At 33.4% G+C, this 14066-nt stretch carries 13 protein-coding genes; 10 read left to right on the top strand and 3 right to left on the bottom strand.

Annotation, left to right across the window (positions count from 1 at the left end; genetic code table 11):
- Positions 1–164: 164 nt before the first annotated feature.
- Both ACFCYN_RS05735 and ACFCYN_RS05730 read right to left on the bottom strand, forming a co-directional pair.
- On the bottom strand, positions 165–362 hold the full coding sequence (locus tag ACFCYN_RS05735; RefSeq protein WP_172447141.1) for a glycogen biosynthesis protein GlgD: 198 nt from the start codon (positions 360–362) through the stop codon (positions 165–167).
- A 14-nt stretch (positions 363–376) separates the two neighbouring features.
- Entirely contained in the window at positions 377–646 is a 270-nt protein-coding gene (locus ACFCYN_RS05730) for a DUF2524 family protein (RefSeq protein ID WP_216853998.1), read from the bottom strand.
- Positions 647–832: 186 nt separating this feature from the next.
- On the opposite strand from ACFCYN_RS05730, the gene mnmL reads away from it, so the two are divergent.
- The 5 genes from mnmL to ACFCYN_RS05705 all read left to right on the top strand — a co-directional run bounded on the left by mnmL (position 833) and on the right by ACFCYN_RS05705 (position 6778).
- Positions 833–1795 (top strand): tRNA modification radical SAM protein MnmL/YtqA, encoded by a 963-nt coding sequence (gene mnmL, locus ACFCYN_RS05725; RefSeq protein WP_098170626.1) that lies wholly within the window; start codon positions 833–835, stop codon positions 1793–1795.
- Positions 1792–2367, top strand: a complete 576-nt coding sequence (gene mnmM, locus ACFCYN_RS05720) for a tRNA 5-(aminomethyl)-2-thiouridylate-methyltransferase MnmM (RefSeq protein WP_172447140.1) — start codon at positions 1792–1794, stop codon at positions 2365–2367. The genes mnmL and mnmM overlap by 4 nt, the downstream gene beginning before the upstream one ends.
- Positions 2368–2550: 183 nt before the next feature.
- Complete coding sequence (locus ACFCYN_RS05715; RefSeq protein ID WP_172447139.1) at positions 2551–3030, top strand: hypothetical protein; 480 nt, start codon at positions 2551–2553, stop codon at positions 3028–3030.
- 845 nt (positions 3031–3875) lie between these two features.
- On the top strand, positions 3876–5021 hold the full coding sequence (locus ACFCYN_RS05710; RefSeq protein WP_172447138.1) for a cation:proton antiporter: 1146 nt from the start codon (positions 3876–3878) through the stop codon (positions 5019–5021).
- A gap of 191 nt (positions 5022–5212) precedes the next feature.
- Positions 5213–6778 (top strand): MDR family MFS transporter, encoded by a 1566-nt coding sequence (locus ACFCYN_RS05705; protein ID WP_375948081.1) that lies wholly within the window; start codon positions 5213–5215, stop codon positions 6776–6778.
- Positions 6779–6881: 103 nt separating this feature from the next.
- Here ACFCYN_RS05705 and ACFCYN_RS05700 read toward each other — a convergent pair whose 3' ends face one another.
- Positions 6882–7976 (bottom strand): tetraprenyl-beta-curcumene synthase family protein, encoded by a 1095-nt coding sequence (locus ACFCYN_RS05700; RefSeq protein ID WP_375948079.1) that lies wholly within the window; start codon positions 7974–7976, stop codon positions 6882–6884.
- Between the two features lie 152 nt (positions 7977–8128).
- Here ACFCYN_RS05700 and ACFCYN_RS05695 point away from each other — a divergent pair, with 152 nt between their 5' ends.
- The 5 genes from ACFCYN_RS05695 to speE all read left to right on the top strand — a co-directional run bounded on the left by ACFCYN_RS05695 (position 8129) and on the right by speE (position 13940).
- The gene (locus tag ACFCYN_RS05695; RefSeq protein WP_098119553.1) at positions 8129–8656 is read left to right on the top strand and encodes a gamma carbonic anhydrase; all 528 of its coding nucleotides are present in this window, start codon (positions 8129–8131) and stop codon (positions 8654–8656) included.
- Between the two features lie 211 nt (positions 8657–8867).
- Positions 8868–9401: a phosphatase PAP2 family protein gene (locus ACFCYN_RS05690; protein ID WP_098119554.1), complete on the top strand. Its 534-nt coding sequence runs from the start codon at positions 8868–8870 to the stop codon at positions 9399–9401.
- 11 nt (positions 9402–9412) lie between these two features.
- Entirely contained in the window at positions 9413–10564 is a 1152-nt protein-coding gene (locus ACFCYN_RS05685; RefSeq protein ID WP_172447134.1) for a glycosyltransferase family 4 protein, read from the top strand.
- Positions 10565–10776: 212 nt separating this feature from the next.
- Positions 10777–11613 carry an adenosylmethionine decarboxylase gene (gene speD, locus ACFCYN_RS05680; RefSeq protein WP_098119556.1) on the top strand — a complete coding sequence of 279 codons (837 nt, stop codon included), beginning with the start codon at positions 10777–10779 and terminating at the stop codon, positions 11611–11613.
- Entirely contained in the window at positions 11610–13940 is a 2331-nt protein-coding gene (gene speE, locus ACFCYN_RS05675) for a polyamine aminopropyltransferase (protein ID WP_216853997.1), read from the top strand. Before speD ends, speE begins: the two co-directional genes overlap by 4 nt.
- Positions 13941–14066: the final 126 nt, after the last annotated feature.

Below are 14066 nucleotides of genomic sequence, written 5' to 3'. Positions count from 1 at the left end.
AGTTTCAAGAGGCATGCTTCAAGTGTAGAAATTGGTAAAAGAAAATAGCAAAGAAATTATAGGAAATGCACTAAAAAAACCTATTTAAAAAAGAAAGATGCACCAATTTTGGCACACCCTCTCTTTTCTTACTCGTCCTATTCCCTTTACCTTCTAATACTCTCTTAGCCCTGCTGGGATCTCTGTGGTTGACCTTTTTTAGCGTTGTTTATTTTTACTTGATCTACTGCTGAAAGGTCATTCGAGAATTCTGTATTTGTTTTGTTCTTTGTTGTTTGTTCAGGATTATTACTTTTTGATTTCTTTTTTACCACTATTGGTTTCCTCCCAAGGATTGCATATTCTTGAACGTATTCTTGCATATTTTCGATCTCCTTTAGTGCGGAGTAATAATCATTTGATGTTGTAATTGTGTTAATTGTCGGCGTAAGCGATAGAACTCATCTTTATTTTCAGCATTTGCAAGATTTGCAACTTTTTCTAGTTCCAAAAGTGCTTCTTCAATCCCAGCTTGCGCTTGTGAATATTCAATATCATTATAATGCTCTTGTCTCATACCAATTTCTAATTGTGCGACTGCGTAATCATACGCCTCTTTTGCTTTTTGTACTTGGTCTTGTCCGAATGCGCGATCTGTTATTCCCAAGAAAATACCTCCTTCAGACTTTAATGAAGTATCCGATATGTAGGCTACCTCAAGGATAGTATTTCCGAACCTCCACCTGAAAGTACTTTTATTTCTTTACAAATAAGAAAGGTTTTTCCATTTGGTTTTCTTTATATTGCATGATAAAATCGAGAATAGTGACTTAAATTAAGGGAGGGATGAGGAATGACGAAAAACAATCCTTTTCCATATACAATAGATCATAAAAGATATCATTCGTGGAATTACCACTTAAGACAAGAATTCGGCGGGAAAGTTTTTAAAGTTTCAATTGATGCTGGATTTGATTGTCCTAATCGAGATGGTACAGTTGCGTTTGGAGGATGTACTTTTTGTAGCGCTTCTGGTTCAGGTGATTTTGCTGGCGACCGTGCTGAGGATGTTGTAACTCAGTTTCACAAAATAAAAGATAAAATGCATGAGAAATGGCAAAACGGAAAGTACTTAGGTTATTTTCAAGCCTATACAAATACACATGCACCAGTAGAAGTATTAAAGCAAAAATTCGAGCCTATTTTAGAGCAAGAAGGTGTTGTTGGTTTATCAATTGCAACAAGACCAGATTGCTTACCGGATGATGTAGTAGAATATCTTGCGGATTTAAATAAGCGAACTTACTTATGGGTTGAATTAGGGTTACAGACTGTTCATGAGAAAACTGCAAATATTATTAATCGTGCACATGATTATAAAACTTATGTAGAAGGCGTTGAAAAACTAAGAAAGCACAATATTCGTATTTGTTCACATATAATTAACGGGTTGCCTCTTGAAACACCGGAAATGATGATGGAAACTGCAATGGAAGTTGCTAAACTTGATATTCAAGGAATTAAAATTCATTTACTCCACCTTCTAAAAGGTACTGCTATGATGAAGCAGTATGAAAAAGGACTTGTTGAATTCATGGATTTTGATGCTTATATTAACTTAGTAGTTGATCAGCTTGAAATCATTCCTAGCGATGTAATTGTTCATCGTATAACAGGTGACGGTCCACCGGACTTACTAATTGGACCTATGTGGAGCCTAAAAAAATGGGAAGTATTGAATGCAATTGATCGAGAGTTCGAACGTAGAAATAGCTGGCAAGGTAAATTTGCAAAAAATCGAGTACAATTAACATGATTCTAGAGCGTATTTTACCGTATGCTAGAAAACTCCTACAGTCAGCCTTAAAAGAAGGCGATATTACCGTTGATGCTACCGTTGGCAATGGTCATGATACCGTTTTTTTAGCAAAAATAGTTGGCGAAAATGGACACGTATATGGATTCGATATTCAAGATGTAGCGATCCAAAAGACAACTGAAAGAATAGCCAATGAAAATGTAAGCAAGCAAGTTACACTTGTACAAAGAAGTCACGCGGATGTAAAAGATGTAATTCCAGTTTCATTACACGGCAAGTTAAAAGGTGCAATTTTTAATCTTGGCTACTTACCTGGCAGTGATAAAAAGATCGTAACAGTACCCGCGTCAACAATTTCAGCAATTGAACAATTGATTGAAATAATGGCACCTGAAGGAATTGTTGTAGTTGTCATTTATCACGGTCATGAAGGTGGAGATATTGAAAAAGATGCATTGATGAACTTTGCTCAAAACATCCCACAAGACCTCGCTCATGTTTTAACTTATCGTTTTTTAAATCAAGCAAATAATCCCCCTTTCATATTAGCAATCGAAAAAAGAGGTTAAAAAACTGTCTAACTTTGGACAGTTTTTTTTATTGCAAAATTACTAACCACAGCAAAAACAGTTCATACTCCATGCTAAAAACATTAAAATTTGATTAAGATTTCAATAAATTTTCATTAATGGTAAATTTTTCTTAAATAATTGGTAATCATAAAAAAATCAAAAAGAAAAGGAGTTTTGAAAATGAAAAAAGCTATTTTTGCAGGTGCAGTAGTTAGTGTTTTCGCACTTAGTACACTTTCTGTAAATGCCCAAAAAATTGAGGCAGCAAATTATTATGTTCATCCACAACATGACCATGATGCTACAACAAATGATGGTGAACACCATAGACACCACCATCACCACGATAAAAAAGCAAATAAAATGTTAGAAAAACACAAAAAAGAGGTTGTTAAATATGTTTCTAATTATTTAAAACAACCTGAAGCTAATATTAATAAAGCAGTTGAGCAAAATAAACTAGAGATGAAAAAATTAATTTTTATAGCAGTTGTATCAAAACTTTCAAATAAACCATTAGAAAATATCATCGCTCAAAAAGGTAAAACAAATTCGTTTAAGGATATATTAGATAATAATAATATTAAACGTGAGCAATTCTTTGAAGAAATGAAGAGAGTTCATCAAGATTTATTTACTCAAATTAAACCAGCTAACTAATTAAAAATTATATTAGGGTGCCATTTAAGTCTAGATACTTATATGGCACCTTTTTTAACTGCACTTTTATGCACTATTCCCTCCTCGAAACCATCTCTTTATTAAAAGTTTCATCAAGTTTTTTATGCTAAACATAAAATTTATGAAGGATCTAAGCTCTATTAACAAAAAATTATTAATAATTATCTATTTACGGCTTATTAAAGACAACAACTGAATATTATGTAAAGAAAAAATGTGTTTAGACAAACCACAAAGTAGTAGAAAGATATCATCCAACTCAGGGGCGTGAGGAGTTGACTACAAATCTAAACAATTTAAATAAAATATTTCGCAATACATTTCAATTCATTGTACGGAATTCGAATTGGGTATTATTATTAATAGGATTAATCGCTATAATCAATTACTGGTCAGTTTTTTATCTAATTTCATTATTTAGAGGATTTCATACGGAATCTTCGCAAGTAAATCAGATGACACTGTGGGTAATTTATGGCTATTTTTACGGTTTCTTTGGGAGTATGATTTTAATTTTTCTACATAATTTCGTTTTGAAATATATGTTAAGCTTTCGAAAAATTAAAAGCGCAATTTCATTTATACTCCTACACTTTACTTATTTTATCTCGCTTATTTTATTGATTCTATTAAACTAAGTTTCTACTTAAATTGGTACCATTTACTTACTTTAGCTTGTTTTCGTATTTAATTTCGGTTTATACTTATAGTAATTAAATGCATCGTTTGGAGGAGCCTGTCACTATAGGGATTAGTATGTACTTTATTTACATACCCTATTGTGGCAGGTTCTTTTTTTATGCGATCAGATGGGAGATGGAAATATGCTTTATGTGCAACTGGCGATTATTTTGATTGCCTCTAAAATTTTTGGGGATTTAAGTACTAAACTTGGTCAACCTGCAGTACTAGGTAAGCTGTTAATAGGGATCATCCTTGGTCCAGCTGTTCTTGGTATTATTACAGAAACCGAAACATTGCATGAAATGAGTGAAATTGGCGTTATTCTACTCATGTTCATTGCTGGTTTAGAAACTGATATTAATGAATTTAAAAGAACTGGTAAAGCCTCTTCTTTTGTAGGATTTCTAGGTATAATATTCCCTTTATTTTCAGGTTATCTTTATGGAATAGCTATTAATTTAAGCCAATTTGAAGCTATTTTTTTAGGACTGATTCTTTCTGCAACTAGTGTAAGTATTTCAGTTGCCACACTAAAAGAAATAGGAAAACTAAAGACTAAAGAAGGAGCAACAATTTTAGGTGCCGCCGTAATCGACGATATTGTTGTCATTATTGCATTAGCGTTTGTCATGAGTTTCAGCGGGAGTGCAGTTAGCCTACCAATTCTTCTATTTAATAAGTTTATATTTTTTACATTTGCCATCTTAATTGGTTGGAAAATTGTACCATGGTTCCTAAAAAAATTTATTAAACTAAATGTTTCAGAAACATTAATCTCTGCTGCTTTAATCATTTGTTTCCTATTCTCAGCCTTCGCAGACAAAACTGGTATTGCTGCAATAATTGGTGCTTATATCGCGGGCATTTCGATTTCCGTTACTAAGTTTAAGCAAGAAGTTTTTGAAAAGGTCGAAACAATTGCATACTCTATATTTGTACCTGTCTTTTTCACATTAATTGGTGTATCAGTTCAATTTACAGGATTAAGTCATTCAATTCCAACTATCATCATATTAAGTATGATTGCCCTTTTAACTAAACTAATTGGTGGAGCATTGGGCGCAAAACTTGCTGGATTTCCAACTAAAAATTCATTAGGAATCGGTTCAGCTATGGTATCGCGAGGGGAAGTCGCACTTATTATGGCATCAACAGGTTTAGCAAATAATCTGTTAACTAAAGAAATGTTTGCGATTCTTGTTATAGTTGTGCTCATCACAACCATTGTAACCCCACCACTAATGAAGTTATTTTTTACAGAAAATAATAAAGTTTCAACGTCCTGAGCCACAAGATCGTAAAGAAAAAAGAATAAATAAATGAAAGCAGTTTGTATAGTTCCGATACAATTGCTTTTTTTTTTTGGCGTGATTCATTAGAAAGAAAACTTTTAAAAATTTCCATTTCAAAATTCATATTTTGTTCATAATCAGTTTATATAATTCGCTTATCAAATGTTGAAAGGATTTAGATAGAGATGGAAAGCATTTCAAAATATAAAGAACCAGTTTTAGCTAATAAGAGCAGTAAAATACTGGTGATGATGGGTTTAATAATTGGACTGATTTTTTCCGAGCTGGATGAAACAGTTGTTAATACAGCAATGCCGACAATTATCCGTGATTTAGGCGGATTAGCCATGTATGGTTGGGTCGGAGGTGTGTATATGTTAACCATGTCTGCATTCATGCCAATATTGGGGAAATTAGCAGATTTAATGGGGCGCAAAAAAATATATTTAATGAGTATGGCCTTTTTCATAGGTGGCTCGATTGTCTGTGGGTTTTCACATTCAATGACACTTCTCCTTATTGGGCGCGGAATTCAAGGTTTAGGTGCGGGAGGCTTAATGCCGCTTGCTATGACCATTTCAAGTGATTTATTTCCAGTTGAGCAGCGTGCAAAAGTCCAAGGATTTATGGGACCAATCATGTTTATTCCTATGCTATTAGGACCATTAATGGGAGGATATTTCGTAGATCAAGTAAATTGGCATTGGATTTTCTTTGTTAATATCCCTGTTGGTATTATAGCTGCACTTCTTCTTGCAAGTGGATTACGTGAAACAACGATGAAGAAACAAGTCGTTATTGATTGGGGAGGGGCATTTTTATTAGTTGCTACAATTGTCTCTTTGTTAATCACACCAGTTCTTGTTGAAAATAATGGTTACACTTGGGGGTCCCCATTAATTATTGGTCTTCTTTGTTTAGGAGCCGTTTTAATTGGCGTTTTTATTTTGGTCGAGTCGAAAGTAAAAGAACCAATTGTTCCACTGCACTTGTTTAAAAACCGTAACATACTTGTATTATCTTTAATTGTCTTTACAGTTGGAATCGGCTTAATGGGATCTTTTTCTTCCTTCCCATATTTTGCACAAAACGTGCTAGGACTTACTCCAACGCAGGCAGGCTACTTGACATTACCAATGATGGTAGGAGCTGTTGGGTCAGCTATGATCAGTGGATTTCTACTAACAAAAGTGCGCTACCGAGAACTATTTGGTATTGCATTTATTATGCCGATCATCGGATTCTACCTGTTTTCTCATATGAGTATTCATACAACTATTATTCAAATAATTATCTTCTTTTTCATTACAGGTCTTGGGTTAGGAGTATTATTTGGGGGAGATAATCTCATTGTTCAGGAGTCTGTTGAAAAAGAAAATAAAGGGATTGCTCTTTCGACTGTTCCATTATTCCAAACAATTGGTGCTACAGTCGGGGTAAGTCTCTTTGGTAATTTACTATCATCGACACTTATATCCAAATTACAAAGTTTAGGTGATAAACTTCCTGAAAGCATGGCTTCAAATATGAAAGGTTTAGCTGGTGCTGGTGTTCCTCACGGCTTACCAACTGAACTATTAACACAAATTAAAACATTATTCATTGAATCATTCCAGCATATTTACATGTACTCATTTATCATTGCGATCATTGCCTTTGTCTTAACTTGGTTTTTGAAAAAAGAAGTTTTATCTACAAAATCAGATGAAGAAGATATGTTAGAAGAAAAAATTGTTAAAGAACAGATATAAATACTAGGTAATAACCTCAAAAAAAGCCTTTGCTCTCGAAAATGAAGCTAAGGCTTTTTTTGTATATTTAACATTACTTTTTGTTAACTAATGAAACATTCATTTAAACCGATGCCTTTACTCTTTTGCTACTCGCTTTTAATTCTTTTAATTTAAAATATAACTTAGCATTTCCGTAGAAAAAGAATGACGTTAATCCACCGTTCTTAACAATCCCTCGTCTAATCCTTTTCATTTCATCTGGACCTGCCATTTTTTTATCAGCTAAGTAAATTCCGAGTAATCCTTGACAAATCATTCTATGAAAACGATAGTCTTTTAAATCCTTTAATGCTTGATTACTTTTAGTTGAAAAATACTCAATTCGCTTTAACATAACCTCTTTAGATGGATAATAACTGCAAAAATTTAAGTCTCCGCCTTCTTCGTCTTCCTTTTGATCAATTACATAATCTAGTAATATATGAAGGCCCTGAACATATGGAAAATAGCTCTTATATACTTGTTCAAATAAATTCTTGGAGATTGATTCATTAAACGAATAGGACACTAAACAAAAGATGCCTAAAGTTGAACCTGCACAAGCAGAGAATTCATACCATTCTAAATCAGAAAGCCCTGGCTGGTATTTTTCAAACCAATTCGTTAATCTAGGAACTCGCTCTTCTAGTTTGACGTGCTTATGTATTTGTAATTTACAATAGTAATCAGCAAGTTGAACTAAATAATCTTTAATTCCATCGTAATGCTTAGATTGCTTTAAACTACTATGACATTTTGCAACTAGTGCTTTAAGATAGCCACCATCATCTTGCTCTTCTCTATAGCGATAATATAATTGATCAGATTTTTGACATTTCACCGCATCAATCATCGACTCATGCAATGCTTCAAAATCAACTGGATCCAGTGAAGTACTACGGTCACATAGATTGTCTAAGTAATCACTAATTGTTTGGTACGCAACGATAAACTCAATGACTGGTTTTAGATTTTTTTCAGAAAGTAATGCTAAAATTGCACCACCTTCACAATGAAATGTTTTTGTATCGATACTCATTAACGCTTGTTTTCTTAGTTCTGGATCTGGGATATTCGTTGCAAAATCTCTCCAGTAGTCTAATTCTTGGTGCACAAGAGGAAAGACTGATTTATAAACTTTTGGCATTAATTGGATCGGATTTTTAGGTAGTGACATTTTTTCACTCCTCCCTATTTTCTTTAATTACATATCGTTAAAATAAGTTATACTCATATTGAAGTATATATTATGGAGGTGAACTTCGTTGCTAAGGAAGTTTTATATAAACAAAATCAATTAGATTTTTATATGCTTGGCAACGGTATAGTATGATATTACCATACAAAGGGATTCAACCCAAAATCGAACCATCAGCTTTTATCGCTTCAACTGCAACTGTTACCGGTTCTGTCACAATTGGAGCAAATAGTAGTGTATTTTTTGGAGCAGTAATTCGTGGCGACGTAAATGATACAATTATCGGGAATGATGTAAACGTTCAAGACCTATCTGTTCTTCACCAAAGTCCAAAATGCCCTCTAATACTTGAAGATGGCGTAACTATTGGACATAGTGTTATATTACATAGCTGTACAGTTAAAAAAAATGCATTGATTGGAATGGGCTCAATCGTTTTAGACGGTGCTGAAATTGGCGAAGGCGCAATGATTGGTGCAGGTAGCTTAGTTCCAGGTGGAAAAGTAATACCTCCTAACACTTTAGCTTTTGGTAGACCTGCAAAAGTAGTTCGCGAATTAACAGAAGAAGACATTGTCGATATGGATCGTATTCGCAGAGAATACATTGAAAAAGGTCAATACTATAAAAAAGTAGAAGAAGAAAATCTTTCAAAATAATTACGAAAAGGAGAAGAATCTTATTTCTTCTCTTTTTTCTATTTTTTGGATATTTTCACCAATTCACCAGACTTAGGTCCATGCACCCCTTACTCCAATCCATTTATTAAAAATTTACATATCTAAATTATTCATTTACAAAAGCTTCTAATTAAATCCATAAACACTTTTTATAATGAAGTTACAACGATCACTAAATGGAGGATGAAAAATGAACGCATTTCTTCAAATGATTCACACATACGAATGTCTTTTGTTTTATCGCGTTAATTCATTGTTCCATAAGCGTTACTTGAACTTTTTCTTTAGTAATATTACACATCTAGGTGGAGCTATTTTTACAATTGCATCAGCATTTATTTTAATCCTTTATTCAAAAGGCGCATTACACGAAGCTGCCATTCTATGTTGTTGTACCCTTACTATTAGCCACATTCCTGTGCATTTTCTTAAACGCTTTTACCCTCGTAAAAGACCATATTTAAAACTAGAAGGTACTTTTGTTCCAAAAAATCCTTTAAAGGATCATTCCTTTCCTTCTGGTCATACAACGGCAATCATTTCTATTGCGTTACCGATTATGATTTATTTACCGATTACAGCAATTATTTTAATCCCTTTAGTATTGTGCGTTGCTTTCTCTCGAATTTATCTTGGCTTACATTATCCTTCAGATGTGTTTTTCGGTATATTACTCGGAACAATTACTACATTTATTACACAATTTTTTATCTATCATATATGAGGAGGAACATTATGAGAGTAGCTATATTTTCAGACACCTATATCCCTCAAGTTAATGGTGTTGCAAAAACCTTAAATCGTTTTACTAATTATTTAAAAGAAAATGAGCATTCTTACCATGTATTTTCCCCTCAAGTTTTCGATTTACCGTCTACTGAGGATGTGACAAGACTAAAATCAGTACCGCTTAAAATTTATCCTGAATGCAAGATTTCATTTCCTAATCTTTCTAAAATTAAAAAAACGCTTAGGGAATTTAAACCTGATATTATTCATATAGCTACACCATTTACAATAGGATTAAGTGGTCTATATATTGCGAAAAAAATGAAACTTCCTTTAGTTGCTTCCTATCATACAAATTTTGATCATTATCTCCAATATTATAATTTATCGTTTTTGGAGAATATTCTATGGAAGTATTTAGATTGGTTTCATAAACCATCACAAAAAATATTTGTTCCTTCAAAAGATACTTTAACCCATCTAGTTACAAAAGGGTTTAATAATCTCTCTCTTTGGACTCATGGTGTGGATTGTTCTATATTTCGCCCGATTACTAATCAGAATGAAATTAAACAAAAATATAATATAACTTCAAAATATACGATTTGTTTTGTTGGAAGAATTGCACCTGAAAAAGATTTAGAAACTTTATCTAAAATCATTAGTTATACGAAACAACGATTTGGACATAATTTAACTTGGTTAATCGTAGGAGATGGCCCAAAAAAAGAAGAAATGATTAAAAAAACTGGTACCGAGCACATCATTTACACTGGCTATCTTCAAAAAAGTGAATTAGTTGAAATATACGGCATGTGTGATTTAATGGTCTTTCCATCTGATACAGAAACCTTTGGAAATGTAGTGCTCGAAGCAATGGCTTGCGGTACCCCAGTCATTGGAGCTAATGCAGGTGGAGTAAAAAATATTATTCGAGATTATTCGACTGGTATTCTTTGCGAACCTCAAAATTTTTCGTCTTTTTGCAATGCAATTGAGGGTTGCTTACAAGGCAATGAACTGTTAAAGCATATGTCAAAAAAGGCACGGGATTATGCGCTAACACAAGACTGGAATAGTATTTTCAATAAATTAGTAATGGAGTTTGAAATGATTATTTCACCACAGCCCCCGATTCTATTATCAAAGAAAGCCTAATAAATTTTCAGGCTTTCTTTTTTCTGAATATTTAAAATTAAACGAAATGTAGTTTTATCTTCAAGTATATCTTTAATCATCAACTTTGAGTGAATAATGAATAATTCAAAAACAAACAATACATATTGACTAGTTACAAAAGCGATTACCTGCAAGGTCGTTTTTACTTTTCGTACGTATATTTTTATTTTGTAAAACTAGGAGGACAATAGATGAATATTTCATCGTCAAATAATTTTCAACTATACGGTTTTAATAACTTAACGAAATCATTAAGTTTTAATATGTATGATATTTGCTTTACAAAAACTAAAGAAGAACGAGAAGCATATATTCAGTATATCGATGATCAATATAACGCTGATCGTTTAACAAAAATATTAACTGAAGTTACGCATATTATTGGCGCTCACATCTTAAATATTGCAAAACAAGATTATGATCCTCAAGGAGCAAGTGTTACGATTCTTGTTTCAGAAGGTCCAGTTGATAACCCATCCTCTGAAACGTTTTCCGAATCACCTGGTCCATTACCGGAATTAGTAGTTGCTGCTTTAGATAAAAGTCATATTACCGTTCATACTTATCCTGAATATCATCCAGATGATGGAATTAGTACGTTTAGAGCTGATATCGATGTATCTACTTGTGGAGAAATCTCTCCTTTAAAAGCTTTAAACTACTTAATCCACCAATTTGATGCTGATATTATGACAATTGATTATCGAGTTCGAGGCTTTACTCGCGATGTAAGCGGTTATAAATTATTTATTGATCATGATATTAACTCAATTCAAAATTACTTTCCTCAAAAAATTAAGGATATGTATCAAATGATCGATGTGAACGTGTTTCAAGAAAATATATTTCATACGAAATGTAAGTTGAAACAATTTAATTTAGATAATTATCTTTTTGGCTACACAAAAGATAAATTAGACGAAAATGAGATTAAAGAAATTGAAGAAAAAGTGAAATATGAAATGGATGAGATTTTTTACGGAAAAAACCTTTGGAATGGTCCTGATGTGGAGGATATAGATGGATGATGGATCACAGTAAAACACCGCTTTTAACGGAATTAGTCCGTTATGCAAAGGAGGACATTACAAGCTTCGATGTTCCCGGGCATAAAAGAGGAAATTCACTGGAGGAATTAAGAGAACTTTGGAGTGAAATGGCTCTTAAAATGGATGTTAACTCTTCAAAGCGTGTTGATAACTTATCGCATCCAACAGGTGTAATTCAAGAAGCAGAAACTTTACTAGCAGATGCTTTTCATTCCGATCATGCTTATATGTTGGTAAATGGTTCGACTTCTGGTGTTCAATATATGATTATGAGTGCCCTTGAACATGGAGATAAAATTCTCTTACCGAGGAATGTACATAAATCTGCAATAAATGCTTTAATTTTGGCAGGAGCTAAACCAGTATTTATTGAGCCAGAAATTGATTATGAATATGGAATTGTAAATGGTGTTTCAGTAAAATCTGTTCTCCATGCTTTAGATTTAAATTCGGATGTTAAAGCCATCCTGATCATTAATCCAACTTATTTTGGAGCAACGTCGGATTTAAAACAAATTATCGACATAGGTCATTCTCGAGGGATACCTGTTTTAGTAGACCAAGCCCACGGTGCTCACTTTTCGTTTCACCCTGATTTACCAAGTAATGCTGCCCTACTTGGTGCTGACCTAGTTACTCTTAGTTTGCATAAGACTGGCGGTGCTTTAACACAAGCTTCAGTTTTATTGCATAATGACGGGTTAATTACGAAAAATAGAGTTCGCTCTACAATTAATTTATTTCAAACAACATCTGCGTCCTATCTACTCATGTGTTCAATTGATGTTGCAAGAAAGAAATTAGTATTAGAAGGTCAGGAGCGCTTTGAAAAATTACTAAATTTAACGAAGAAAGCTAAAGAAGAAATTAACACCATTAAGGGATTAAAATGTATAACTCGAGATTCATATCGGAATGGCGTTGGTGTTTTCGATTACGATGAGCTAAAACTTGTTGTTAAAGTGTCAGATCTTGGACTGTCTGGTTTTAAGGTATACGACATGCTTGCTGAAGAATATAAAATTCAAATCGAACTTGCAGAACCTAATGTCATCTTAGCAATCATTTCATTAGGTGATAATGAAGATACGATTCGGACATTAATTAATGCGTTAAGAGATATTAGTGACCGCCATTATGGAAAACTTCCAAAGCTTGAGACTGATATAAGTGTTGCACTAAAAAATCCTAAAATGGTTATGACACCAAGGGAAGCATACTATCATCCAAAACGAATTATCTCAATTCACGATGCTAGCGGCTTAATTAGTGGTGAATCCATTATGATTTACCCACCTGGTATCCCTCTGTGCATACCGGGCGAACTAATTTCAACCGAATTGATTCAGCATTATCTGTATTTAAAAGAAGAAGGAACAATCACAATTAATGATGATGATGATCCTTATGTAATCAAAGTCGTCGATCGAAGTTTGGAGGAAAATTTAATGGATTTATGGTACACAGAGAACCATCAAGAAGATACGAAATTCTCCATCAAAGTTCAGGAACATATCCATTCTGAAAAAAGTGAATTTCAACAAATCGATTTCTTTAGAAGTGAAACATTTGGAACATTCTTTACGCTCGATGGCTATATGATGGTTACTGAAAAAGATGAATTTATCTACCATGACATGATTACGCATGTATCAATGGCTGTTAACCCACAAATTAAAAAAGTATTAATTATCGGAGGCGGCGACGGCGGTACCGCTCGAGAAGTATTACGTTACAAAAATGTAGAAGTTGTAGATATGGTCGAAATAGATGAACGAGTTGTAAGACTGTGCCAGCAATACCTACCTTTAACAGCTTCAAAATTAGATCAAGATGACCGCTTAACCTTATATTTCGAAGACGGCCTAAAATTTGTCCAAGAAGCTGAAGAAGGATATTACGATCTAATTTTAGTAGACTCAACTGATCCAATTGGGCCAGGAGAGGGCCTATTTACAGTAGCCTTCTATAACAACTGCAAACGCGTATTAAGTGAAGAAGGTATCCTAATTAATCAACATGAAAGTCCATACTACGCTAGTTATGCGCACGAAATGAAACGAGCTCATTCAAAAATAAAGGAAACATTCCCTATTTCAAAAGTATACCAATTCCATATGCCAACCTACCCATCTGGACACTGGCTATTCGGGTTTGCATCAAAAAAATATGACCCTATTAAAGACGTCAAAGCTGATGAATGGAATAAGCTAGGTATCGAAACAAAATATTATAATACTGACTTACATGTCGGCTGCTTTATGCTCCCTACTTATGTAAAGAAACAATTGGATCATGAAGAGTAATTGAAGAAGACCAGCAAAGATATTTTTGCTGGTTTTTTTGTTGTTTTATAAAAGTTTGCCCGTTTTAATAACTTTTCTATCTAAAAGGCGAGTCGTGGCGAAAATTAAGCCACCTATAAAAATTGA

This window comes from Gottfriedia sp. NPDC056225 (genome assembly GCF_042267765.1).
Lineage (GTDB): Bacteria > Bacillota > Bacilli > Bacillales > Bacillaceae_G > Gottfriedia.
Note: the sequence above shows the minus strand (reverse complement) of the source record. Positions and strands in the feature narration are given on the sequence as shown.

What these genes read in the sequence shown, in the direction of transcription:
- ACFCYN_RS05715 (WP_172447139.1), top strand. Translation starts at nt 2,551, where the DNA reads ATGAAAAAAGCTATTTTTGCAGGTGCAGTAGTTAGTGTTTTCGCACTT.
- ACFCYN_RS05735 (WP_172447141.1), bottom strand. Translation starts at nt 362, where the DNA reads ATGCAAGAATACGTTCAAGAATATGCAATCCTTGGGAGGAAACCAATA.
- ACFCYN_RS05710 (WP_172447138.1), top strand. Translation starts at nt 3,876, where the DNA reads ATGCTTTATGTGCAACTGGCGATTATTTTGATTGCCTCTAAAATTTTT.
- mnmL (WP_098170626.1), top strand. Translation starts at nt 833, where the DNA reads ATGACGAAAAACAATCCTTTTCCATATACAATAGATCATAAAAGATAT.
- speD (WP_098119556.1), top strand. Translation starts at nt 10,777, where the DNA reads ATGAATATTTCATCGTCAAATAATTTTCAACTATACGGTTTTAATAAC.
- speE (WP_216853997.1), top strand. Translation starts at nt 11,610, where the DNA reads ATGATGGATCACAGTAAAACACCGCTTTTAACGGAATTAGTCCGTTAT.
- ACFCYN_RS05705 (WP_375948081.1), top strand. Translation starts at nt 5,213, where the DNA reads ATGGAAAGCATTTCAAAATATAAAGAACCAGTTTTAGCTAATAAGAGC.
- ACFCYN_RS05685 (WP_172447134.1), top strand. Translation starts at nt 9,413, where the DNA reads ATGAGAGTAGCTATATTTTCAGACACCTATATCCCTCAAGTTAATGGT.
- ACFCYN_RS05695 (WP_098119553.1), top strand. Translation starts at nt 8,129, where the DNA reads ATGATATTACCATACAAAGGGATTCAACCCAAAATCGAACCATCAGCT.
- ACFCYN_RS05690 (WP_098119554.1), top strand. Translation starts at nt 8,868, where the DNA reads ATGAACGCATTTCTTCAAATGATTCACACATACGAATGTCTTTTGTTT.
- mnmM (WP_172447140.1), top strand. Translation starts at nt 1,792, where the DNA reads ATGATTCTAGAGCGTATTTTACCGTATGCTAGAAAACTCCTACAGTCA.
- ACFCYN_RS05700 (WP_375948079.1), bottom strand. Translation starts at nt 7,976, where the DNA reads ATGTCACTACCTAAAAATCCGATCCAATTAATGCCAAAAGTTTATAAA.